The organism is Actinomadura sp. WAC 06369 (genome assembly GCF_003947565.1).
Lineage (GTDB): Bacteria > Actinomycetota > Actinomycetes > Streptosporangiales > Streptosporangiaceae > Spirillospora > Spirillospora rifamycini.
The window spans coordinates 1-23,753 of record NZ_QHJN01000019.1 but is presented as its reverse complement, the minus strand read 5'-3'; the positions used below and the strand labels follow the sequence as shown (position 1 = coordinate 23,753).

The 23,753-nt window shown below is 75.0% G+C and carries 20 protein-coding genes; 12 read left to right on the top strand and 8 right to left on the bottom strand.

The features are described 5' to 3' along the window. Together DMH08_RS08080 and DMH08_RS08075 are read right to left on the bottom strand one after the other, a co-directional pair. The coding region (locus tag DMH08_RS08080) for an amino acid adenylation domain-containing protein (protein ID WP_125612753.1) at positions 1 to 2,582 on the bottom strand (2,582 nt) is incomplete at its 3' end. Between the two features lie 468 nt (positions 2,583 to 3,050). Continuing rightward, entirely contained in the window at positions 3,051 to 4,565 is a 1,515-nt protein-coding gene (locus DMH08_RS08075; protein WP_125612752.1) for an amino acid adenylation domain-containing protein, read from the bottom strand. A 249-nt stretch (positions 4,566 to 4,814) separates the two neighbouring features. On the opposite strand from DMH08_RS08075, the gene sbnA reads away from it, so the two are divergent. Together sbnA and sbnB are read left to right on the top strand one after the other, a co-directional pair. Continuing rightward, on the top strand, positions 4,815 to 5,798 hold the full coding sequence (sbnA, locus tag DMH08_RS08070; protein WP_026400354.1) for a 2,3-diaminopropionate biosynthesis protein SbnA: 984 nt from the start codon (positions 4,815 to 4,817) through the stop codon (positions 5,796 to 5,798). A 26-nt stretch (positions 5,799 to 5,824) separates the two neighbouring features. Then, the gene (gene sbnB / locus DMH08_RS08065; RefSeq protein ID WP_026400355.1) at positions 5,825 to 6,850 is read left to right on the top strand and encodes a 2,3-diaminopropionate biosynthesis protein SbnB; all 1,026 of its coding nucleotides are present in this window, start codon (positions 5,825 to 5,827) and stop codon (positions 6,848 to 6,850) included. Between the two features lie 236 nt (positions 6,851 to 7,086). On the opposite strand, the gene DMH08_RS08060 is transcribed toward sbnB, so the two are convergent. Continuing rightward, on the bottom strand, positions 7,087 to 7,671 hold the full coding sequence (locus DMH08_RS08060) for a Uma2 family endonuclease (RefSeq protein WP_199747682.1): 585 nt from the start codon (positions 7,669 to 7,671) through the stop codon (positions 7,087 to 7,089). A 167-nt stretch (positions 7,672 to 7,838) separates the two neighbouring features. On the opposite strand from DMH08_RS08060, the gene DMH08_RS08055 reads away from it, so the two are divergent. From DMH08_RS08055 to DMH08_RS08040, 4 genes are all read left to right on the top strand, one after another. Further along, entirely contained in the window at positions 7,839 to 8,081 is a 243-nt protein-coding gene (locus DMH08_RS08055; RefSeq protein WP_026400356.1) for a hypothetical protein, read from the top strand. Positions 8,082 to 8,180: 99 nt separating this feature from the next. Beyond that, on the top strand, positions 8,181 to 9,269 hold the full coding sequence (locus DMH08_RS08050; RefSeq protein WP_125612750.1) for an acyl-CoA dehydrogenase family protein: 1,089 nt from the start codon (positions 8,181 to 8,183) through the stop codon (positions 9,267 to 9,269). 73 nt (positions 9,270 to 9,342) lie between these two features. Further along, positions 9,343 to 10,347: an ADP-ribosylglycohydrolase family protein gene (locus DMH08_RS08045; RefSeq protein ID WP_233617475.1), complete on the top strand. Its 1,005-nt coding sequence runs from the start codon at positions 9,343 to 9,345 to the stop codon at positions 10,345 to 10,347. A gap of 17 nt (positions 10,348 to 10,364) precedes the next feature. Then, a complete protein-coding gene (locus DMH08_RS08040) occupies positions 10,365 to 10,661 on the top strand; it encodes a hypothetical protein (RefSeq protein ID WP_125612747.1) in 297 nt (98 codons plus the stop codon). On the opposite strand, the gene DMH08_RS08035 is transcribed toward DMH08_RS08040, so the two are convergent. The 3 genes from DMH08_RS08035 to DMH08_RS08025 all read right to left on the bottom strand — a co-directional run bounded on the left by DMH08_RS08035 (position 10,658) and on the right by DMH08_RS08025 (position 12,636). Next, the gene (locus tag DMH08_RS08035; RefSeq protein WP_125612757.1) at positions 10,658 to 11,068 is read right to left on the bottom strand and encodes a TIGR03668 family PPOX class F420-dependent oxidoreductase; all 411 of its coding nucleotides are present in this window, start codon (positions 11,066 to 11,068) and stop codon (positions 10,658 to 10,660) included. The two genes, DMH08_RS08040 and DMH08_RS08035, sit on opposite strands and share 4 nt — an antisense overlap. Before the next feature lie 83 nt (positions 11,069 to 11,151). Beyond that, positions 11,152 to 11,955, bottom strand: a complete 804-nt coding sequence (locus tag DMH08_RS08030; protein WP_026400361.1) for an enoyl-CoA hydratase — start codon at positions 11,953 to 11,955, stop codon at positions 11,152 to 11,154. Positions 11,956 to 11,991: 36 nt separating this feature from the next. Beyond that, the gene (locus DMH08_RS08025) at positions 11,992 to 12,636 is read right to left on the bottom strand and encodes a class II aldolase/adducin family protein (RefSeq protein ID WP_026400362.1); all 645 of its coding nucleotides are present in this window, start codon (positions 12,634 to 12,636) and stop codon (positions 11,992 to 11,994) included. Between the two features lie 74 nt (positions 12,637 to 12,710). Here DMH08_RS08025 and DMH08_RS08020 point away from each other — a divergent pair, with 74 nt between their 5' ends. Further along, complete coding sequence (locus DMH08_RS08020) at positions 12,711 to 13,640, top strand: carbohydrate kinase family protein (RefSeq protein ID WP_026400363.1); 930 nt, start codon at positions 12,711 to 12,713, stop codon at positions 13,638 to 13,640. On the opposite strand, the gene DMH08_RS08015 is transcribed toward DMH08_RS08020, so the two are convergent. Next, on the bottom strand, positions 13,637 to 15,187 hold the full coding sequence (locus DMH08_RS08015) for an AMP-binding protein (protein ID WP_125612744.1): 1,551 nt from the start codon (positions 15,185 to 15,187) through the stop codon (positions 13,637 to 13,639). The genes DMH08_RS08020 and DMH08_RS08015 overlap by 4 nt on opposite strands. A gap of 259 nt (positions 15,188 to 15,446) precedes the next feature. Next, entirely contained in the window at positions 15,447 to 16,094 is a 648-nt protein-coding gene (locus DMH08_RS08010; RefSeq protein WP_125612742.1) for an ACT domain-containing protein, read from the bottom strand. A 196-nt stretch (positions 16,095 to 16,290) separates the two neighbouring features. Between DMH08_RS08010 and grpE the strand changes: the two genes are divergently transcribed. From grpE to DMH08_RS07985, 5 genes are all read left to right on the top strand, one after another. Next, positions 16,291 to 17,064 (top strand): nucleotide exchange factor GrpE, encoded by a 774-nt coding sequence (gene grpE / locus DMH08_RS08005; protein WP_233617474.1) that lies wholly within the window; start codon positions 16,291 to 16,293, stop codon positions 17,062 to 17,064. A gap of 10 nt (positions 17,065 to 17,074) precedes the next feature. Further along, positions 17,075 to 18,658, top strand: a complete 1,584-nt coding sequence (locus DMH08_RS08000) for an Hsp70 family protein (protein ID WP_026400366.1) — start codon at positions 17,075 to 17,077, stop codon at positions 18,656 to 18,658. A 58-nt stretch (positions 18,659 to 18,716) separates the two neighbouring features. Further along, positions 18,717 to 21,353, top strand: a complete 2,637-nt coding sequence (locus tag DMH08_RS07995; protein WP_125612738.1) for a hypothetical protein — start codon at positions 18,717 to 18,719, stop codon at positions 21,351 to 21,353. After that, positions 21,350 to 22,624: a TRAFAC clade GTPase domain-containing protein gene (locus DMH08_RS07990; RefSeq protein ID WP_233617473.1), complete on the top strand. Its 1,275-nt coding sequence runs from the start codon at positions 21,350 to 21,352 to the stop codon at positions 22,622 to 22,624. The genes DMH08_RS07995 and DMH08_RS07990 overlap by 4 nt, the downstream gene beginning before the upstream one ends. 2 nt (positions 22,625 to 22,626) lie before the next feature. Beyond that, a partial coding sequence (locus DMH08_RS07985; RefSeq protein ID WP_442778632.1) for a GAP1-N2 domain-containing protein occupies positions 22,627 to 23,753 on the top strand: 1,127 nt, incomplete at its 3' end.

Sequence of the window (23,753 nt, the reverse complement as noted above, 5' to 3'; positions counted from 1 at the left end):
TGCCCGTCCCGGTTCCAGCGCACCAGGTCGCCCGTCCGGTACATGCGCTCACCCGGACGGCCACCGAACGGGCACGCGACGAACCGGTCGGCGGTCAGCCCCGGGCGGTGCAGGTAGCCGCGCGCCAGCCCCTCCCCCGCCAGGTACAGCTCACCGGGGACGCCGGGCGGGACCGGGCCGAGCGCCGCGTCCAGGACGTACGCCCGGGTGTTGGCGACCGGCCGGCCGATCGGCGCGTGCCCGGCGGTGTTGCCGTCGTCGTGCCACGCGGCCGCGTAGACCGTGGCCTCGGTGGGCCCGTAGACGTTCGAGACACGGGCGTCCGGCAGCAGCGCGCGCAGGTCCCGGACGAGCCGCGCCGGGAGCGCCTCGCCCGCCAGCACGACGTCGCCCGCCCGCAGGTCGAGCCGTCCGGTGCCGAGCAGCGCCGACACCGCCGACGGGACGCCGCTGATCAGCGTCCCCGACCAGCCGCCCCGCTCGGCGACGGCGAGGAGGTCGCGGACGACGTCGATGCTCCCCCCGGCGGTGAGCGGCGCCAGCCACTCGAACACCGACACGTCGAAGTTCATCGAGGTGGAGAACAGCACCCGCGCCAGCCGGTCGGGCCCGAACTCCCGGCCCGCCCACGCGCACAGGTCGACGACGTTGGCGTGCGAGACGACGACGCCCTTGGGCCGCCCGGTCGAACCGGACGTGTAGATGACGTACGCGGCGTTCCCGGGGCGCAGCGGCCGGACGCGCTCGGCGTCGGTGACGTCGGCGGCGTCGGCGGCCGAGCCGCCGCCGGCCAGGTCGAGCGCGTCGATCTCGACGCGGGCGATGCCGCGCCCGCGGCCGTCGCGCTCGTCCGCGGCGGCGCCCGCCCCCGCGGCCGCGGTGTCCGGGATGGCCGCGGACGACGTGGTGATGACGGCCGCCGGGGCGGCGTCGGCCAGCATGTACGCGATGCGGTCCGCCGGGTAGGCCAGGTCGATCGGCTGGTACGCCGCGCCCGCCTTCAGCACGGCCAGCGCCGCCACGATGAGGTCGGCGTCGCGCGGCAGCGCCAGCGCCACGAAGTCCTCCGGGCCGACGCCCCGCCCGATCAAGTGCCGGGCCAGGCGGTTCGCGCGGGCGTTCAGCTCCGCGTACGTCAGCGCGGCGCCGTCGCACGTGACGGCCGTCGCGGCGGGCGTCCGGGCGGCCTGCGCCTCCACCAGGCCGGGGACGACCGCCGGGGCGACGGGGGCGGACGTGTCGTTCCACTCGCGCAGGACGAGCCCGCGCTCGGCGTCGTCCAGGAGCGCGACGTCGCGCAGGGGCGTCGCGGGGTCCGCGTCGCCGAGGGCCCGCAGGAACCGGACGTAGCGGTCCTGGTGCGCGGCGACCTCCGATTCGGTGTACAGGTCGGGGTGCGCGTCGAAGTCGACGCGCATCCCGGTGCCGTCGAAGTTGTCGTAGATGTTGATCGACAGGTCGTCGATGGGGCCCGTGGTGATGGCGTGCATCTTCGCGGGCAGGCCCGCGAAGTCGATGCGGTAGTCGAACGCCATGATGTTGATGACGGGCCCGTGCAGGCGGCGGCGCTCGCCGAGCAGGCGCAGGTCGCGCAGCAGGTCCTCGCGGCGGTACCGCTGGTGGCGCAGCGCGCGGGCGGCGGCGCGGGTCGCGGTGCGGACCAGCCGCTCCACCGTCATGTCCGGGGTGACGGCGACGCGCAGCGGGAGGACCGACGCGAGCATCGCGGGGGTCTCGAGGGCGACCTGGGTGGTGCGGCCGCTGACGGCGAGGCCGAGGACGACGTCCTCGGTGCCGGTCATCCGGGCGACGTACGCGGCGGTCGCGGCGATCGCGAGGCCCGGGGTGGCGGTGCGGAGCCGGCGCGCCCCGGCGGCCAGGCCGGCGGCCTCCTCCGGCGGGATCACCGTGATGCGGGTCAGGTAGTCGGCGGTGGGCTCCGCCAGGCCGTCCGACAGGCTCACCGCGACGGGGCGGTCGGCGAACCGCTCCGTCCAGTACGCGCGGTCGCGCTCGAACTTCTCCGAGCGCCGGTACGCCTCCTCTTCCGCGAGGACGCGCCGGTAGTCGCCCTGCTCGGCGGGGACGTACTCGCCGCCGTTCGCGAGGATCGTGTACACCTCGGCGGCGCGGCGGCTCACGATCGCGCCGCTGTAGGCGTCCTGGATCGTGTGGTGCGCCCGCAGGAACCACCAGTGCAGGTCGGGCGAGAGCCGCAGCAGCTCGGTGATGTACAGGTGCTCGGCGTCCAGCGGGAGGGGCTCGGCCATCCGGGCGCGCATCCGGGCCCGCGCGGCGGCGCGCGGGTCGGGCTCGCCGCTGAGGTCCACGAGCGGAATGGTCGCGGACGCGTCCGGGTCCAGGCGCTGGTGCGCAATTCCGTCCCGCTCCACCAGCCGGACGTTCATCGCGAGCGCCTCGTGCGCCGCGATTCGCGCGACCCGGTCGAACAGTCCGTGGTCGAGCCGGCCCTCGATCTCGATGTACTGCGCGAGATGGATCGGCGTTCCCGGCGCCAGTTGCTGCGCGTACCAGACGCTCTGCTGAGCGGCGGAGAGAGGAACGAACTCGGTGGACGACATCAAGCGGCACTTTCCGGGTCGGGGTGGGTTTGCTTTGTGCCCGGCAACGGCGCCGCAGCGGCGCCGGGTCCGATGGGCAAAAAACCGATGAGAATGACCACAGAACTGATCGGGCTGGCCCCGTCCCCTTTCCCCGAGTCCCGACGGATGCGCGGCGGCCGCGATCCCGGACTGCGCCCTGTGGTCTCGCCGATACGGAGCGCCGCCGTTTTCCGACCCCGGCGAGACCTCCCGCGACCCACGTTCTACTCAGGAGTAGCGGTGCCACAGTCAAGCAGCCGGATCACAGCCCTCGCAATCCCCTCGAAAGTAGAACTTGACCTCGAATATTGCTCACAGGAGTGACAAAAGGACACGGGTGAGGGAGGTCCCGGGATGTCGCGGACGCTCACCGGGTGACAAAGGTTGGCAACCGAATCCGGCCAATGCGATTACCGACCGTTAACTTGCGCGCCCGCGCACCCGCCGCTACCTGGCCGGATACTCGTGCACGACCACCGCCGCGGCGCCCACCGACGGGTGCCGCTGGAGCACCGCCTCGATCTCCCCCAGCTCCATCCGCACCCCGGAGATCTTCACCTGCCGGTCGACCCGGCCGAGGTACTGCAGCGTCGGCCGGTCCTCGCCGCCCGCGCCCGGCGGCAGCAGCCGCACCGCGTCGCCCGTCCGGTAGAGGCGCCCCGTCGGCGACGGGCCGAACGGGTCCCGGTAGAACGCCTCGCGCGTCCGGTCGGGGTCGCCCAGGTAGCCGCGCCCGACGACGACGCCGCCGACGAACAGCTCGCCGGTCTCGCCGACGTCGCACGCCGCCCACGTCCCGTCGTCCAGCGCGCGCAGGACGTACAGGCGCGCGTTCACGACCGGGGTGCCGATCGGCAGCCGCAGCAGCTCCAGGTCCCCGGCCGTGACCGTGTGGTGGGTGACGTCGTCGGAGCACTCGGTGGGCCCGTAGGCGTTCAGCAGCCGCGCGTGCGGGACGGCCGCCAGCCAGCGCCGCGACAGCTCGGCGGGCAGCTCCTCGCCGGTCGCGATCATCCAGCGCAGCCCGGGGAACGGCGGCCCGTCCGCCCGTTCCGGCAGGTCGTCCAGCAGGTGCCGGACCATCGTCGGGACCAGCTCGACGACCGTGACGGCGCGCTCGTCCACCAGCCGCGCGAACGCGGGCGCGTCGTGCGCGACACCGTCGCCGACGATCTCGACCCGGCCGCCGAGCAGCAGCGGGCACAGCATCTGCCAGATCGAGATGTCGAAGCCGAGCGGGGCGGTGAACGCGACCGCGTCGGCGTCCGTCAGCTCCAGGTCGATGATTTTCGCCCAGAGGTGGTTGAGCATCCCCCGGTGCTCGACGACCGCGCCCTTCGGGCGGCCCGTCGACCCCGACGTGAACAGCACGTAGCGGGGGCGGTCGAGGGCGTCCAGGACGGGCTCGCCGGGCCGCGGCGCCAGGTCGCGGGCCGCGTCGGCGCGGACCGTCCGGCACCCGGCCGCCGCCGCCCCCTCCAGCAGCGCGGGCGCGGGCGCGTCGTCCACGGTGAGCAGGACGGACGCGCCCGCCTGGTCGAGCACGTCGCGGACGCGCGACGCCGGCCACGTCTCGTCCGCCGGCACGTACAGCGCGCCGACCAGCTCGATCGCCAGGAACGCCGCGACCACCGCGGCGCACCGGCCGCCGCCGACCCCGACGACCTCGCCGGGCCGCACGCCCGCGCCGTCCAGCAGCGCCGCCAGCCGGCGCGCCTCGGCGGCCAGCTCGGCGTAGCTCAGCGCGCGGGCCGCGTCGGCGACCGCGGGCCGGTCCCGCTCGGCGGCGAACCGCTCCACCCGCGTGATCACGGGATCGCCGAGGTCGACGTCCCGCTCGCGCAGCATCCCGTGCCGGACGGCCAGGTCGCGCGCCCGTCCGAGCTCGGCCTCGGGCACCGCGAGGGCCGCCAGACCGTCCGGGGGAAGCAGCCGGCCGGCCGCCGGTCCACGAGCGCTCATGTTCACTCTCCGTGATCTAGTACCGCTTCGCCGTCATCGAACGCCGGCGCTCGACAATGCGGCTCCATAGCTTAAGTCCGGGCCCGCCGAGAAGCACCGTGCATTCTGCCCTACCCGTCGGTAAGCAGGGGGTTGCGGGGGCAAGATGGGCGAAGGTACGGTGAGGCTCCGCCATGGTCAGGAGAAATACACCCGCGGCGTTGCACGGGGGACGATGAGGGAATTGCTTCTTCATTTCAGGGTGGCAGCGTGCCGATAATCACCTCGCCGCAGGATTTCAATGTGGACGACCTTTACGTCGATCTACGAAATGCGATCGGGCGGTCGCTGCTACTCAAATGCGAGGGCTTCAATTTCGCCGGTTCGGTGAAACTGAAGGCGGCCGCCGCGATGGTGGACGCCGCCGAACGCGACGGCCTGCTCGCCCCCGGCTCGACGATCGTGGAATCGTCCTCGGGCAACCTCGGCATCGCGCTCAGCCTCATCGCCGCCGACCGCGGCCTCAAGTTCGTCTGCGTCACCGACCCCCGCTGCAACCCCGCGTCCATGCGGGTCATGCGCGCGCTCGGCGCCGAGGTCCGGGTCGTGTCGCGGACCGACGCCAACGGCGGCTTCCTGGAGAGCCGCATCCGCTACGTCCGCGAGCTGTGCGAGACCGACGGGTACGTCTGGCTGAACCAGTACGCCAACCGCAACAACTGGCTCGCGCACTACCGCGGCACCGCCCCCGCGATCGACCGCCAGTTCCCCGACCTGGAGGTCCTGTTCGTCGGCGCCGGCACCACCGGGACCCTGATGGGCTGCGCCCGGTACTTCCGCGAGCACGACCGCCCGGTGACGATCGTCGCGGTCGACGCGGTCGGCTCGGTCACCTTCGGCGGCGTCCCCGGCCCCCGCATGGTCCCCGGGCTCGGCACCAGCAGCCGTCCCGCCCTGGTCGACGAGTCCCTCATCGACGACGTCGTGCACGTCCCCGAGGCCGACACGGTCCGGACGGCCCACGCGCTCTCGTCCCGCGGGTTCCTGTTCGGCGGCTCGACCGGCACCGTCGTGTCCGGCGCGTGCCGCTGGCTCGACGCCAAGTACCCGGGTGCCGACCCCGTCGCCGTCGCGATCGCCCCCGACCTCGGCGAGCGGTACCTCGACTCCCTCTACGCCGAGGGCTGGCTCCGCGAGCACTTCCCCGCGCTGATTCCCGAACTCGATTCGGGCGCCGATACCCTCGGCGTCTGATCATCAGAGAAGAACACGGAGTTCCCATGTCGCAGGTCCCCGCATTCGCCGTGATCTCGGGCGCCCAGGTGCACGAGGCGGTCGCCGGCCGGGAGGAGCAGGTCGTCGCGATGGTCGAGGCGGCCTACCGGCTGCACGGCGAGGGGCGGACGATCAACCCCGACTCGTACTTCCTGCGCTTCCCCGACCGCCCGTCGGACCGCATCATCGCGCTCCCCGCCTCCGTCGAGGGCGACGTCGGCGTGCACGGCATCAAGTGGATCTCCAGCTTCCCCGGCAACGTCGCCCGCGGCTTCCCCCGCGCCTCCGCCGTCCTCATCCTCAACGACGCCGAGACCGGCTACCCCTTCGCGTGCCTGGAGAGCTCCATCATCAGCGCGGCCCGCACCGCCGCGTCCGCGGCGCTCGCCGCCGCGTCCATCGCCGACCGCCGCGGCGACCGCCCCCGCCGCGTCGGCTTCGTCGGCGGCGGCCTCATCGCCCGCTACATCCACACCTACCTCGCGGCCACCGGCTTCGCCTTCGACGAACTCGCCGTGCACGACCTCTCCGCCGAGCACGCCGCGGGCTTCAAGGGCTACCTCGAACGCACCGAGAAGGGCGAGGTCACCGTCCACGACACCGCCGAGAGCCTCGTCCGCGCCTGCGACCTGATCGTCTTCGCGACCGTCGCGGGCGAACCCCACGTGCACGACCCGTCCTGGTTCGCGCACAACCCGCTCGTCCTGCACGTGTCCCTGCGCGACCTCTCCCCCGAGATCATCCTGGACTCGTGGAACGTGGTCGACGACGTCGAGCACTGCATGAAGGCGAACACGTCCCCGCACCTGGCGGAGCAGCGCGTCGGCGACCGCGACTTCGTGGCCGGCACCCTCTACGACGTCCTCACCGACCGCATCGCCCCGCCCGCCGACCGCCCGGTCGTCTTCTCCCCGTTCGGCCTCGGCGTCCTCGACCTGGCCGTCGCCCGCCACGTCTACGACGAGGTCGCCGCCTCCGGCGCCCTGCACACCGTCCCCGGCTTCTTCCACGACCTGAGCCGCCACGGCTGACCCGCGCCGGAGCCACGACGATCGACGCCCCATGCCGTGCCGGCACGGACCGGCTTCCTGCAACGGGGCGATTCCGGCGCCGAGGCCGCCCGGGGAAGGACGGCGCCCCCACCTCGAACCGCACGGCGTTCGGCGGGGTGAGCTCCCGCGACCACCGCAACGGTGCGGGGCAGGGCTCTGACGGACCATCGCGGAGACCGACAGGGAGGGCCGCGCGGCGGTCCCACGGCCGCGCGTCAGCCGAAGTCGGAGGTGTCCAGGTCGAAGTCGAAGGGCTTCGGAAGGGCCAGCTTCTCTCCGAACGGCACGCGATGGGTGTGCTTGTAGTCGCCGTCCTCCGGCTCGCTGAACAGCGACACCCTTCCCTTGTCCCTGTCCACGAGCAAGTACAGCGGGATTCCCGCCCGTGCGTAGCCGTGCCGTTTCGCTTGCCGATCCAGGTCGCCACGCCGCGAGGTGACCTCCATCACCATGGACACGGTGTCCGGCTCGACCGGCATCCATGGACCCGCGTCCCGCAAAAGACCCAGGTCGGCGCGCACTACCGTGCCGTCCGGGATCACGCGGTTCTCCCGCTGTCCCGGGCCACCGGGAATGATCAGCCCCTTGTTCCCGGAGCAGTGGAACTTGGCCGCGCTGTGCCGCGCGAGCTGCCAGGTGATCTCTGCGATCCACTCCTCGTGGGGACCGCCGGGGGGTGGTGTCACGACGATCTCTCCGTCGATCAGCTCGGCTCGGTAGCCCTCGGGGGTCTTGAGGGCGAGGAATCCCGCCAGGAGGTCGTCCTCCCGCATCAGAGGCTCATGAACCATCGCAGTCATGCTCCGCTCCCTTCCTCGCGGGCGAGCTTATGAGCGGAGCGCCACCCTTCGCATACGGATCGTGAAAGTCGTGTCTCTTCCAGGGTACGTGTCCGGGTTCGCCGTGTCCGGTGCGACGGAGGGCCGGGCGGGCAAATAGAACCGCCGGGAGTGGGCACGCTTTCGTTATGGACGAGCGATTCGAGAGGCGCGGGGACGTGCAGGAGCTCAGCGACTTCGAGCTGCGGGTCTACGAGACGGTCGCGGAGATCGACAAGGAGGGCGGCGCGGCGGACTTCGCGACGCTCGGGCGGCTGGTCGGCGGGCCCGAGGAGGACCTGTGGGCGGCGCTCGGGCACCTGGTGTCGGTGAACCACGTGCACTCGACCGACAAGGGATACGTGCTCGGGCCGCACGACTGGGCGCCCTGACGTCCGTCCCGGTGAGCGGGAGCGGGACGGCCGGGGCCGGTCCGCGTGGACGAGCATGGTCGACCGACCGAACAAGCGCCGCGTTGGGGAGGCCGCCGGATGGAGCTCGTCGTCACCGAGGAGCAGCGGGAGCTGCGGGACGCGCTGCGGCGGTTCTTCGCCGACCGGTCCTCCGGCGCGGAGGTGCGGCGGCTGATGGAGACCGCCGAGGGGCACGATCCCGCCGTGTGGGCGCTGATGGCCGAGCAGCTCGGGCTGCAGGGCCTCGCGATCCCGGAGGAGCACGGCGGCGCCGGGTTCGGGATGCGGGAGCTGGCGGTGGTGTTCGAGGAGATGGGGCGCGCGCTCGTGTGCGCGCCGTTCCTCGCGACGGTCACCGCGGCGGCGGGGCTCGCGGCGGGCGAGGGCGGGCACGACCTGCTGCCGGGGATCGCGGACGGGTCCGTGATCGCCACGCTCGCGGTCGCCGAGGACGGCGGCCGGTGGGACCTCGGGGCCGTGACGGCGACCGTCGAGGGCGGGAAGCTGACCGGCGTCAAGGACTTCGTGCTCGACGGGCACATCGCCGACCTGCTGCTGGTCGCGGCGCGGGACGGCGACGGCATGGGGCTGTTCGCCGTCGAGGGGGACGCGGGGGTCGTGCGGACGCCGGTGCCGACGGTCGACCAGACGCGCAAGCTCGCGCGGGTCGCGTTCGACGGCGCGCCCGTGCGGCGGGTGGGCGGGGCGGACGCCGTCCTGCGCGCCCTCGACACGGCGGCGGTGGCGCTGGCGGCCGAGCAGCTCGGCGGCGCGCAGCGGACGCTGGACATGACGGTCGAGTACCTCAAGGTCCGCAAGCAGTTCGGGCGGGCCATCGGGTCGTTCCAGGCGGTCAAGCACCGGTGCGCGGACATGTTCGTGCTGGTGGAGTCGGGGCGGTCGGCGGTGCTGAACGCGGCCGCCGTCGCGGACGCGCGTCCGGCGGAGCTGCCCGCGGCGGCGGCGCTGGCGAAGGCGTACTGCTCGGACGCCTACTTCCACACGGCGGGCGAGGCGATCCAGCTGCACGGCGGGATCGGCTTCACGTGGGAGCACGACGCGCACCTGTACTTCAAGCGCGCGCAGGGGTCGCGGCAGCTGTTCGGCTCGTCCGACCACCACCGCGCGCGGCTCGGCGCCCTCGCGGGCATCACCGGCGCGGCCTGAGGCCGGCGGTCCGGCCTGGTCGCGGGACGGTCCGCGTTGCGGAAGATCGCCCGAAGGGCGAACAATGCCCTCCATGAGCGTGCGACGGGCGAGCGGTGCGATGTTCGGGCTGGCGTACGGGGACGCCCTCGGCGCGCCCACCGAGTTCCTCACCATGAAGCAGATCGAGCGGCGGTTCGGGGCGGACGGGCCGGAGCGGCCCGAAGGCGATCCGGCGCTCGTCACCGACGACACGCAGATGGCGATCGCGGTGGGGCTCGGGCTGCTGGACGCGCTGGCGAATCCGCCGTTCACCCCGGGGCTCGTGGCGCCGATGTGGCGGCGCCGGTTCGTCGACTGGCTGCGCAGCCCCGACAACAACCGGGCGCCCGGCACCACGTGCCTGCGGGCGTGCGCGGGCCTGGAGGCCGGCAAGCCGTGGGTGGAGGCGACCGTGGCCGGGTCCAAGGGCTGCGGCGCGAACATGCGGGTCGCGCCGGTCGGGCTCGCCCCGGGGCTGACGGACGAGACGCGCGCCGGGGCGTCGCAGCTCCAGGCGGCGATGACGCACGGGCACCCGACCGGGCTGGCGGCGAGCGAGCTGACGGCGTTCGCCGTCCGGTGGCTGGCCGACGGGATGGCCCCGGCGGACCTGCCCGGCGCGCTCCGCGACCGGTGCCTCGAGCAGCGGGCCGTCTACCACGAGAAGTGGCTCGGGACGCTGTGGCGGCGGCCCGGGATGCCCGACCCCGAGACGTTCGTCGCGCGCGGCTGGGACGAGTGCCGGGACGTGCTGGACCGGCTCCTGGACGCCGTCGCGCGCGGCGACCGCGGCACCGACCCGTGCGCGTTCACCGGGGGCGGCTGGGTTGCGGAGGAGGCCCTCGCGACCGGCCTGCTGTGCTTCCTGCTGTTCCCGGACGACCCGGTGCGCGCGATCCGGCGCGGGGCCGCCAGTTCGGGCGACTCCGACTCGATCGCGTGCCTGGCGGGCGCGTTCGCGGGCGCGCACCTGGGGATGGACGCCTGGCCCGCGGAGTGGGCGGGCCGGATCGAGTACGCGGACGAGCTGGCGAAGCTCGGCGCGGCCTGGGACTGAGAGGAAAGCGGAGCGGGATGCACGAGCAGTTCTGGTTCGACTTGGGGCAGTACGAGCGGCACCGGGTCGAGTTCTTCTTCGACCGCATGTGGGGCAAGGTGCGGATCAGCGTGGACGGCCACCCGGTCGTGGAGAAGCAGAACCTGTTCAGTCTGCGGCTGACGGAGCGCTACCCGTTCACGGTCGGGCACCAGGAGCGGCACGAGGTGGTGATCGAGAAGACGCGCAAGGTGATGTTCGCCGGGTTCCGCCCGTCGACCTACCAGGTGTTCGTCGACGGCGTCTTCTTCCTGGCGCTGGAGGGCCAGGCCTAGGACGCCGTCCAGCCGGTGAGGCGGTCGATGGTGATCGTGATGACGGGGCCGCCGGGCGGGTGCTCGCGGTACTGGGGGTAGCGGTCGGCGAGGAGCCGGACGGGTTCGCGGACGCGGTCGGGCTCCTCGACGACGCGGGCGTGGCCGTCCGCGCGGACCCACCACAGGCGCGTCCAGTCGTCGTCGTAGTGGTCGGCGAGCAGCGCCACCCGCGGGTCGGCCCGGACGTTCGCGAGGCGCCGCAGGTCGCGGGTGCTCTTCGGCTTGTGGTCGACGGCGATGTGGACGGCGCCGCGGTGCAGGGCGAACGTCACCGGGACCAGGTGGGGGCGGCCGTCCTCCCCGACCGTGGCAAGGCGCGCGACGGGCGCTCCGGCGAGCAGGCGAAAGGCGTCGTCCACCGGCATCTTCGGCACAGGCGCAGCGTGTCACACCCGGCCCCGGTCCGCCATGCCCGCCGGACGGGCGCGGCGGGCGCCGCCGGGGCGCGTCAGTCCTGGAAGTCGGGCGGCCGGTTCTCCTTCCGCGCCTTGATCGACTCCTCGAAGTTCTGGGTGGTGAGGCGGACGAACAGCTGCCCGAGGCCCTCGGCGTCCATGTGGGCGTCGAGGCTGCCCGCGTGCAGCCCCGCCCACAGCATCCGCTTGGTCAGCTCGACGCCGGGGCGGCTGAACCCCGCGATGCGCTCGGCGAGGTCGAGGGAGGCGTCGAGGAGGCCGCCGCCGGGGACGACGCGGGAGACGAGCCCGATCCGCTCGGCCTCGGCGGCGTCGACGTCCCGCCCGGACAGCATGATCTCGAACGCGCGGGACGAGCCGATGGCGCGCGGCAGCAGGTAGCCGAGGCCGAGTTCGGCGGCGGTGAGGCCGTTGTTGATGCCCGCCGCGCGGAACACTGCGGTCTCGGCGGCGAGCCGCACGTCGGCGGCGACGCTCAGGCAGAACCCGCCGCCGATCGCGGGGCCGTTGACGGCGGCGATCACCGGCTGGTGGACGCGGCGCATCGTGCGGACGACGTCGTCGAGCAGTTCCATCGAGCGGAGCGCGATCGTCGAGAGGGTGAGTCCGTCGGTGCCGGGGACGGGGCCCGGGGACTCCAGGTCGGCGCCGGAGCAGAACCCGCGGCCCGCGCCGGTGATCACGACGGCGCGGGTGTCGTTGTCGCGGCTCGCCGCTTCGAGGGCCTCGCGGAAGGGGACCATGACGTCGAACGCCATCGCGTTCATCCGCTCGGGCCGGTTGAGGGTGATCTGCGTGACGTGCGGGCGCGGCTTGCCGGTCAGGACGAGTCCCATGGGGCCCCTTTCGACGACTACCTAGCAAGCGTTAGGTTACAAGGGCGGGAACTCCGGCGGCGCCAGCCCCCGCTCGACGACCTCCGCCAGCTCCTCCTCCGTCAGCACCCGCGGCTCCCCGATCGCCTTCGCCCGGACGTACACGCCGCACAGCCACTCGAGCAGCCGCGCGTTCTCGAACGCCTCGTCCAGGTCGCCGCCGATCGCGACGCCGCCGTGGTTGGCCATCAGCGCGGCCCGCCGGCCGCCCGCCATCGCGGCCCGGACGTTCGCCGCGAGTTCCGGCGTCCCGTACGTCGCATACTCGGCGACCCGGACCACGCCGCCGAGCAGCAGGGTGTTGTAGTGGATCGGCGGCAGCTCCGCCATGGTCGACGCCACCACCGCGCCGTACGTGGAGTGCGTGTGGACGATCGCCGCCGCGGGCGTCGCCCCGTACAGCGCCAGGTGCATCGGCGTCTCCGACGACGGTGCCCGGTCCCCCTCGACGAGCCGGCCCGCGACGTCCACCACCGGGCAGTCCCGCGGCCGCATCCGGTCGAGCATCATCCCGCCGGGCGTGACCGCCACCAGATCGCCCGACCGCACGCTGACGTTGCCGGACGCGCCCGTCACCAGGCCCGTCTCGGCCAGCCTGCGGCCCACCGCGCACAGCGCGGCCCGCTCCTCCTCCAGCACCATCGCGGACACCCCTCACCTTCGTCGGTCGTCAGGGCGTACGCTACGGGCCGGACGATCATTAAGGGAGCGCGATCATGACCGTCGTCACCCTCGGTGCGCACATCCTGGACGTGCTCGCGCGGCCGGTCGAGGGCATCCCGGCGGGCCAGGACACGGTCGTCGTCGAGGAGATCCGGGCGACCGCGGCGGGCGCCGCCGCCGGCACCGCGGTGGCCCTGGCCAGGCTCGGCAACGAGGTCGTCTCGGTCGGCGCGATCGGCGACGACGACCTCGGCGACCTGCTCGTCGCGATCATGAACCGGAACGGCGTGGACGTCACCGGCCTGGTGCGGCGCACCGCCGACCAGACCAGCGCGTCCGTCCTGCCGATCCGCGGCGACGGCGGCCGCCCCAGCTTCCACGTCCCGGGCGCGAACCTGACGCTCACCCCCGCGGCCGTCGAGCGCGGCCTGCTCGTCGCCGCGGACGCCGTCCACCTCGGCGGCCCCGACGTCACGTTCGGGCTGAACGACCCGGCGTTCTTCGCGATGCTCGAGGCCGCCCGCGCCAACGGCACGATCGTCACGATGGACCTGCTGTCGAACCTGCCCGACCTGCTCGAGGGCGCCGCCGCGTTCCTCCCGCACGTCGACCACGTCCTGCCGAACCTGGAGCAGGCCGCCGCCATGACCGGCGAGACCGACCCGGAGAAGGCCGCCCTCGCGCTGCGCGCCGCGGGCCCCGCCTCCGCCGTCGTCACGCTCGGCGGCGACGGCAGCCTGCTCGCGACCGCCGACGGCGTGCGGCACCTGCCCGCCCTGCCCGTCGACGTCGTCGACACGACCGGCTGCGGCGACGCCTACTGCGCGGGCTTCGTCACCGCGCTCGTCCGGTCCCGGCCCGTGGCGGACGCCGCCCGGTGGGGGACGGCCGCCGCCGCGACCGTCGCCCAGGGGCTCGGCTCCGACGCGGGCCTCACCGACCTGGACGCGGTCCTGGCGCTGCTGGACCGGGCGCCCGCCTAGATCTTCTGGGCGCGGCCCTCCCAGTACGGGTCGCGGAGCAGCCGCTTGTAGAGCTTGCCGGTCGGCGTGCGCGGCATCGCGTCGACGTAGTCGATCGAGCGCGGCGCCTTGTACCCGGCCAGCTTCTCCCGGACGTGCGCGACCAGCTCCCCGGTCAGCGCGTCCGACGGCTCGGCGCCGTCGGTGAGCTCGACGGCCGCCTTCACCTGCTCGCCGAACTCCTCGTCGGGGATCCCGAACACCGCGACGTCCCGGACCGCCGGGTGGGTGATCAGCACGCCCTCGATCTCCGCCGGGTAGATGTTCACCCCGCCGCTGATGATCATGTCGATGGCGCGGTCGGCGAGGAAGAGGTAGCCGTCCTCGTCGAGGTAGCCGACGTCCCCGGTGGTGAACAGGCCGTCGTCGCGGTGGATCGAGCGGGTCTTCGCCTCGTCGCCCCAGTACTCGACGTCCTCGCCGCCGACGTACCGGAACCACAGCTTCCCGGCCTCGCCCGGAGCCGCCGGACCGCCGTCCTCCCGCAGCACGTGCACCTCGGTCGTCGGCAGCGGGCGCCCCACGCTGCCGGGCCGCTCCAGCCACTCCGCGGCCATGATCACGGTGTTGACCGACGACTCCGTGGAGCCGTAGTACTCGTGCACGACCGGGCCGAACCACTCGATCATCCGGCGCTTGATCTCCGGCGAGCACGGCGCCGCGCCGTGCCACACGGACACGAGGCTCGAGCCGTCGAACGCGGCGCGCACGTCCGGGTCCAGCCGCAGCATCCGGACGAACTGGGTCGGCACCAGGTGCACGTTCGTGATCCGGTGCTCGTCGATGAGCCGCAGCGTCTCGGCCGGGTCGAAGTCGCGGCGCATCACCACCGCGCGGCCGCCGACCAGGAACGCCTGCGACCACAGCCACTGCGCCGAGTGGTAGACCGGCCCGACCAGCAGCGACCGCCCGCCCTCCGGGATCCGCAGGATCTCCGCGAACCCGTCGGCGACCAGCTTGGACGTCTCGATCGGCGCGCCCGCGGCCAGCACCTTGCGCGACACGCCCTTCGGCCGCCCCGTGGTGCCGGACGTGTAGATCATCGGCGCGCCCATGCTCTGGTCGGGCGGCTCCACCGCCTTGCCGGACGCCACGAACTCCTCGTACGGGACGAACCCGTCGACCGGCTCCCCGATCGCGACCCGGGCGTCCAGTGCGAGCCCGTCCGACCCCTCCCGCGCGACGCCGCCGAACGCGTCCTCGGAGAACAGGACCCGCGCGCCGGAGTCCGTGAGCACGTACCGCAGCTCGTCGGCCGTCCAGTGCCAGTTGACCAGCACGTACCGGAGGCCGATGTGCCCGGCCGCGCACATCAGCTCGAAGTACTCGCGGCGGTTCCCCGAGTGGATCGCGATCGCGTCCCCGACGCCCAGCCCGAGGGCCCGCAGGGCGTCGGCGAGCCGGTCGGTCCGCTCGTTCAGGTCGCGCCAGCCGGTGGACCCCCGTTCGTCGGTCAGGGCGGGTTCGTCGGGACGTGTCTCGGCGTACGGTCGGAGCAGAACGGCCATCGGCCACCTCCTGGGACGCGACAGGAACCAGAATGTGATTCTGTCAACACGCCGCCCGGAAGAACAGGCCCCGACCGCCGCCCCGGCCGCTCCGCGGGCAGGGGCGGTCCCGGACGGGACCGGAGGGTGCGGGGTCGCGCCGAGCCCCGCACCGTCCCGGTCCCGCCGGAGCCGCCGCGGCGCGGACGTCGACGACGCTGTCGCCGCCCGGCCGGGCTTCGCCGCCGCGGTCCCCCCCGGTGCGGGCCGCGGCGGGCGTTCAGGGGGCGCAGACGAGACCGGCGGGGGCCGCGCCCAGCACCGTCTCCGCCGCGCCGACGAGCTGCTCGAGGCGGTACACCTCGGTCCGGTGGAACGGCGGCGCGCCCGTCCGGGCGACGACCAGCACGACCCTGCCCGCGGCGAGCGGGCAGATGGCGTACTGCGCGCCGTCCGGCGCGGTGAACGCGCGCGGCCGCAGCGGCGCCAGCGCGGGCAGCTCGTCCTGGAGCACGCCGCCGATGCTGGCGTGCGCGAGCATGGCGTGACCGTCCTCGTCGATCTCCGCGAGGCCCGCCCAGTCGGCGCTGAGCACGCCGGGCACCGCGTCCGCCAGGATCTGCGGGCCCCGGTCCGGGACGGCCGCGACCTGCCCGATGACGGCGGCGTCCGGATGGACGCCCGCGGGCTCGACGGTGGGCCACACGCCGACGATCTCCACTCCCGGGATGGCTCCCAGCCCGTCCACCAGCCGCCCGATGCCCGCACCGGCGGGCCACGCCACGGTGAAGTCGTCCAGCGCCCGACCGTTGTCGCGTTCGAGCACCGCCATCTGCACGACGTCGGCTCCCGCGGCGCCCAGGGTGCGCGCCACCTTGCCCAGCGACCCCGGGCGGTCCGGCAGTCGTATGCGAATTCGCAGCAACACGGTCACCTCCTATCCGCGATCGTCCACACGGGGTGCTACAGCCCCGTATCCCCCCTGTTACCCACGCATGAAGATGTCGAGGGGGCAGACTCGGCAAGTTCGGTGCTGGAATGGCGGGCTCGGGTCAAACTAGAGTTCACGGAAGGTCAACAGCGCTCTACCGCCTCTTGCCGCCTCACCATTAAGGTCACTGCACGTGTCGAGCGACGGGGAAGATCCGGTCAAGGACGGCCGGGACGACGCGGCGTTCCGCGCCGAGGTCAGGGACGCCCTGGCGGGGCTCGCCGCCCGGCTGGACCGCGAGCACGAACGGGCCGCGCACCGCGAGTCCGTCATCGACCGTCTCCACGAGGAGAACCAGCGGCTGCGGCGGGGCGAGCTGCACGCGATGCTGGAGCCGGTCCGCGCCGCGCTGTACCGGGTGCACGACCAGGCCCGCCGCCTGGCGGCCGCCGAGGACGCCGGCGCGACGGCGGACCTGCTGGACGCGCTGGCCGACGACGTCGCGGACGCGCTCGCCCGGCTGGGCGTCGAGCGGTTCCGGGCCGAGCCCGGCCAGCCCTACGACCCGTCCCGGCACCGGCCCGTGGCGGTCGCGGCGGTCGCCGAGCCCGGCCGGGACGGCACCGTCGTCGAGGCGCGCTCCGACGGGTTCGAGGAGGGCGGCCGGGTGCTGCGCAAGGCGGCCGTCTGCGTCGGCCGGCTGGAGCCCCGCCCGAACGGCGCGGGGAAGGCCGGGGGCGCCGCCGCCGAGGACGGTGCGGACGACGGCCCCGGGACCGGCGCGGACAGCGGCGCGGACAGCGGTGCGGACAGCGGTGCGGACGACGGCGCCGTGAACGGCGCGGAGGGCGGCGGCGCGGACGGCCGGGCGCCGGAGCCGGCGGCTCCGATCGTCAGGTCCGGGTCACGTCGCCGTGAGGCGGCCGGGCGCGGCGAGAGCATGAACAACTCGACTCGGGACCGATAGTGAGAGGGACATGGCTGTCTACGGCATCGACCTGGGAACCACGTACTCCTGCATCGCCGCGATCGACGACGTGGGGCGGCCGGCGGTCCTGCGGAACCTGGAGGGCACCGACACGACGCCGTCGGTGGTGTACTTCGAGAGCGGCGAGAACGTCGTGGTGGGCGCGACCGCGAAGGACACCGCGGTCCTGGAGCCCGAGAACGTCGTCAGCCTGGTCAAGCGGGACATGGGCCGGGACGTCACGCGCCCGATGCACGGCATCGACTTCACGCCCGAGGAGCTGTCGGCGTTCATCCTGCTGAAGCTGGCGACGGACGCGCGGACCACGACGGGCGAGGAGGCCCGCGACGTCGTGGTCACGGTGCCGGCGTACTTCGGCGCGGCGGAGCGCGACGCGACGCGCAAAGCGGGGCGGATCGCGGGCCTGAACGTCATCGACATCGTGTCGGAGCCGATCGCCGCGGCGATCAACTACGGGGTGCTGAACCCCGACCTGAACCGGACGATCCTGGTGTACGACCTCGGCGGCGGCACGTTCGACACGACGGTGATCACGCTGCGGGACGGCCACATCGAGGTGGTGTGCACCGACGGCGACCACGAGCTGGGCGGCGCCGACTGGGACTCGCGGCTCGTGGAGCACCTGGCGGAGCGGTTCCGCGCCGAGCACCCGGACGCGGGCGACCCGCTGGACGACCCGCAGACCGAGCAGCAGCTGCGCCGGGACGCCGAGGACGCGAAGAAGTCGCTGACGACGCGGACGGCGCACACCGTCCGGGTGATGCACGGCGGGCGCGTCGCGGCTGTCGAGGTGACGCGGGAGAAGCTGGAGGAGCTGACCAAGGACCTCCTGGACCGGACGATCGAGATCACCGGCCGGACGCTCACGGCGGCCGCCGACAAGGGCGTCCACGACTACGACGACCTCGTGCTGGTGGGCGGGTCGACGAAGATGCCGGTGGTCGCGGCGCGGCTGGAGACCGAGCTCGGCATGATCCCCCGGCTGCAGGACCCCGACCTCGCGGTGGCGAAGGGCGCGGCGCTGTACGCGTTCGAGGAGACCTACCGGCGGCTGGTGCGGGAGGGCGCCGCCGAGCGCGCGGCGGACATGGCGATCCGGGCGGGGCTGTCGGCGGAGCAGCAGAAGCAGATCGCGGGGCGGCGGATCCGGACGGTCGCGTCGCACGCGTTCGGAATCGTCGTGGTGGACCGCGACAGCGGCGACGAGAGCGTCGCGCACCTCGTGCACGCGAACGACGAGCTCCCCGCGGCGAAGACCGAGGACTTCTTCACCGTCTACGACGACCAGACGTCGGCCGACATCCGGGTGATGGAGCAGGCGGGCAGCGTCGAGTCGCCGGAGCTCGGCGACAACAACGAGATCGCGACCGGGGAGATCCGGGTGCCGCCGGGCAAGAAGGCGGGCTGGCCGGTCGAGGTGACGTTCGCGCTCGACTCGTCCGGGCTGCTGAACGTGACGGCGGTGGAGAAGGAGACCGGCGAGCGGCTCGACCTGAAGGTCGACGTCGGCCGCATGTCCGAGGAGGAGGTCGAGCGCTCGCGGAAGGCCCTCTCCCGGGTCCGGGTGAGCTGAGGACCGGCCGGGGCGCCGGGGGGAGCGGGGGGCGTCCCCCGCGGGGAGGCAAGCGGTCGTGACGTTCGACGAGGAGTACCGCCGGGACGTGCTGGAGCCCGCGCGCGCCGCGGGCGACCAGCCGCCCGAGGACCTGCGCGCCCGGTACGCGCTGCCCGACCCGCTGGAGCCGGCCGCCGTCACGGCGCGGGTCCGGGAGGTGCGGCAGTGCTGGCGGCGGGCGCGCGGGCAGCTGAAGTACCGGCGCCTGATCGACCGGCTGGAGGCCGAGCACCGGGCGCTCGCGCCGGTGTTCGCCGCCGCCGAGCGCGGCGACCTGCGCGGCCTCGCCGACCGGCTGCACGGCGGGACGGAGCGGGCGCGGCGGCGCCGGGCGGAGACGCGGGCGCGGCTCGCGGACGCGGCGGGCGCGCCGCGGATGGCGACGCCCGGCGAGGTCGCGGCGATCGCGCGCGCCGGGGGGATGGCGGCGGACGAGCTGGCGCGGCTCGCGGCCGCGGACGGCATCGAGGTGCGGGAGCCCGACCCGCTGCCGGTGTCCGCGCCGTACCCGGCGTTCCGGAAGGTGCGCGAGTCGCTCGACGTGCTCGGCGAGCGGCACCTGGCCGGGTTCCTGTTCGGGGACCGGCCGACCGGGCCGATGCGCGTGCTCGACGGGTCCGCCCCGGCGTCCCCCGGCGGCGCCGACCGCGCCCCCCGTCCGGACCGCGCGGCGGTCGCGGCGGCGGGCGAGCGGTGGGCGCGGCGGGCCCGCGACACGAGCACCACGCACGCCGAGACCGTCCTGGCGGCGCTGCGGTCGGGCGCCGACCCGGCGGACCTGCTGCTGTACGACGTCGTGGACCGGCTGCGGGAGCGGTTCCGGCAGCGCGCGTCGGACCGGGCGCTGCTGCGGCACGCCGCCGAGGACCTGGGCGTCGCGGCCGAGGACGCGCGGCGGCTGGTGTTCGCGGTCGTCCGGGAGGGCGGGCCCGGCGCCGGCGGCCTCGCGGGGCGGCTGCGGGCCCTGCTGGACGCCGGCGAGGTGTTCGCGGCGGCCGAGCTGGCGGACGCGTCGGACGTCCCGGCGCCCGACGGCGGCGGGGAGCAGCCGGAGGAGCGGCTGCTGGCGGCGGAGGCGCGGCGGCGGCTCGACACGGCGCTGCGGCTGCGCGAGACGGCCGCCGCCGAACGCGACCCGGACCGGGCGTGGCGGCTGCTGGCCGACGCGCTCACCCTGGTCCGGGACCTGCCGGGCGCGGCCGAGCACCAGCGGCGGCTGGCGCCCGCGCCCGTCCCGGACGTGCGGGCCGACGTCGAGTACGGCGACGGGGACGCCGCCGGTGCGGTGCGGGTGTCGTGGGAGCCGTCGCCGTCGACGGCGGGCGACGTGCTCTACCACGTGGTGCGCCGCCGCGGCCGCCCCCCGCGGGGCCCGGCCGACGGGCGTCCCGTGCGGGACGGGCGGGACCCGGAGCCGCCGGTGAACGCGCCGCTGTACTACGGGGTCGTCGCGGTGCGGGGCGAGGCGGCGGCCGCGCCGGCGGTCGCGGGCCCCGTGGTGGTGCGGCCCGAGCCGTCCGGCGTCGAGCTGCTGCCGGGCGACGGGCGCGTCACCGGGCGGTGGCGGGTGCCGCCGGAGGCGGCGCGGGTGCTGGTGGTCCGGGACGGGACGGCCGTGCCCGCGGGCCGCGACGGGTTCGGCGACCGGGTGCCCAACGGCCGCGCCCTCACCTACCGGATCAGCGCCGTCTACCTCGACGAGGACGGCCGCGAGGTCGTCACGCCGGGCGTGCGGGCGTCGGTGACGCCGAGCGCGCCGCCCGAACCGGTGATGGAGCTGGCCGCCGACCCCGACCCGGGCGATCCCGGGCTGGTGCGGGTGCGGTTCGCGCCGCCCGCGAGCGGCCGGGTGGAGCTGGTGCTGGCGGACGGCGAGCCGCCGTGGCCGCGCAGCGCGCTCGTCCCGCTGGAGGAGGTGCGGCGGGAGACGCGGCGCGTCCCGGAGACCGCGCAGAGCGCCCCCGCCGAGGGACGGCTCGCGGTGCGGCCCGGGTCGGGCGGCTGGCTGGTCGCGGTGACGGTCGTCGAGGGCACCGCCGCGGTCGGCGCCGCGCACCGGCACGTGAACCTGCCGCCGCCCCGCGGGCTGGTCGCCGAGCGGCGCGGCGGGCACGTCCACGTGGGGTTCGACTGGCCCCGCGACGTCGCCGAGATCGACCTGCTGCACCGGGTGGCGGGCGCCGCGCCGGGGCGCGAGGCGGTGAGCCGCGCCGCGTACGACGCGCACGGCGGCATCCGGGTGCCCGCGCCGGAGGACGCCGCCGTGGAGGTGGTGCTCGCGTCCGCCGGGACGGTCGGCGGCGTCCGCGTGACCGGGCCGCCGGTGACGGCGGTCGTCGCGGCGCGCACGGTCGTCCGGTACGACGTCGTGCGGTCGGGCCCGCCGTGGCGGCGGACGCTGACGATCCGGCTGACCGCGTCCCGCCCGGTCCGGGTGGGCCGGCTGTCGCTCGTCCTGCGGGCCGGGCGGGTGATGCCGCACCGCGCGGGCGACGGGGAGACGCTGCGGGCGTGGGAGCAGGTGCCGGTCCCCGGGGAGCTGTCGGCGCCCGCGCCGGACGCCGCCGGCCCGTACTGGCTGCGCTGCTTCGCCGCCGACGACGACGTCGAGCTGTCCGACCCGCCCGTCGACCGGCTGCGGGTGCGCCGGTGAGCGGGCCGCCCCGGGCGGGGCTGTCGCGGGCGGCGCTGGGGCGGGTGCCGGGGCTGCCGGGCGGGCGCCGCGAGGTGACGTGCCCGTACTGCTTCGCGGCCACCGCGCCGCAGCGGATCCCGTTCCGGTGCCGGGGCCGGGCCGGACGGCAGCAGGGGTGCGCGCCCGTGCTGGACGAGGCGCTCGCCGCCTACACCGGGTCGACGGCGGGCGCGTCGCTGCCGCCGGTGTTCGACCCGCCGGGCCGCCGCACCGCGCAGGCGGGGCGCGCCGACTGCCCGGCGTGCGGCCGTCCGACCGGGAACCGGGTGTGCCCGCGGTGCCACAACCCGCTGCCGCCCGCCTACTGCGACTCCCCCGGCCGGATCGTCGCGCTGGTCGGGGCGAAGAACGCGGGCAAGAGCACCTACATCGCGGTGCTGCTGCACGAGCTGATGAACCGGGTCGGGACCGAACTCGACGCGTCCCTGGTGGCGTGCGACGACCGCACCATCGAACGGTACAAGCGGGACTTCGCGCGCCCGCTGCTGGAGGAGCAGCGGCTGCTGCCCACGACGGCGTCCGCCGCGACGAGCCCCCGCGAACCCCTCGTCTACCTGCTGACCCGCACCCGCCGGGGCCGGTTCGCGCGGGCCCGCAACGACGCGCTCGCGCTCGTCCTGTTCGACACCGCCGGGGAGGACCTGCGCAGCCGCGAGGTCACCGACCTGCACCTGCGCTACCTGGAGGCCGCCGACGCGGTGGTCTTCCTGGTGGACCCGCTCGAACTGCCGGGCGCCCGGCCGGTGCTGCGCGACGCCGTGCCCGCCCCGCGCGTCCCCGGCGAGGACCCCGACAGCGAGCCGCTGAACGTCATCGCGCGCGTCACCGACACGCTGCGGGGGCGGCACGGCGCCCGGCCCGGCGAGCCGCTGCCCGTCCCGGTCGCGGTCGCCCTCACCAAGATGGACGCGCTGCGCCCCGACCTGCTGCGGCAGTCCGCGCTGCACCGGACCCGCACCGGGGCGGGCGTCCTCGACCTCGACGACCGCGACGCCGTGCACGAGCAGGTGCGGGCGCTGCTGCACGACTGGCGGGCCGGGCAGCTCGACACCTACCTCGGGCAGCAGTACGCCGACCACGCGTTCTTCGCGCTCTCCGCGCTCGGCGGCGTCCCCGCGGACGGGCGGGTCGGCGCGGGCGGCGTCCGCCCGCACCGCGCCGAGGACCCGCTGCTGTGGCTGCTGTACCGGTTCGGGATGCTCGACGGTGTTCGTCCGGGAGGCGAGTGACGATGGCGTGGCAGCTGCACTACACCTCCGTGCGGCACGGCCCGACCGGGCGGTCCGGGTTCCAGTTCGTCGCCGAGACCCCGGGACTGCCCGAGGGCGCCCGCGCGGGCGTGCTGCCGCACCTGTCGTACCGTCCGCCGCCGGAGGCCCCGGCCGAACCGGGCGACGCCGAGCTCGGCCGGTTCCCCGTCTCGCTGCTGTACGACCGGGTCGACGGCCGTCCGGTCCTGGTCCGGTGCCGCTACCTGGGGCGGGACTACTCGGGCCGCTACGGCAACTTCTTCGGGCACGCCGTCGTCGCCGAGCCGGAGGAGCTGGAGGGCGTCCGCCCGGCGGAGCTGTGGCGGTCGCCGATCTGGGACCCGCGCCCGCCCGCCGGCGACCGGCTGGACGAGCTGGACGAGCTGCCGCCCGGCGCGGCGCTCGCCCCCGAGGACCTCGCCCGCTGGCTCCCCGCGTCCGGCCCCGCCGACCCGTTCGGGACGCTCGGCGTCCTGGTGGGCGCGGTCGGCGAGCGGATCGCCGCGGGCGACGGCCGGGTGGTGCTCGTCGCCGACGACGTCGACACGATCGCCCGCTGGATCGCGCTGGTGTCGTACTCGCTGCCCGTCGCGGCCGCCGAACGGCTGACGTTCGTCACCTACAGCGCCGACCCGCAGCGCGCCGCCCAGCACCTCGTGGGCACGACGCCCGGCGTCTGGACGGACGTGCGGCACCACGCGTCCCACGCCCTGGCCGTCGACCTGCGCGAGGGCGTCCCGGACGCCCCGGCCTCCCGGCTGGCCCGCACCGTCACCGGCCGCTGGCGCGCCGCCGACTTCGCGGGCCTCGACGCGCTGGCCGAACTCGCCGAGCTGGACGGCGTCGGCGGCGAGGCCGCCGCCGTCCTGCTCGCGCTCTGCCGGCCGGACGCGGCGGTGTCGGCGGACGAGGAGCGCGCCCTCGCGGCGCTCCTCGCCGCCCGGCGCCCCGCGCTGCCCGGCTGGACGTGGCGCGACCTGCTGCCGCGCGTCCCGTCCATGTCCCTCGACCTGGCGGTCGCGGTCCGCGCGGGCGCCGCCGCGGCCGGCGTCCCCGAGGTGGCCCGCGAGTGCGACCTGCGCGTCGCCATGCTCGCCCTGTCCGACCC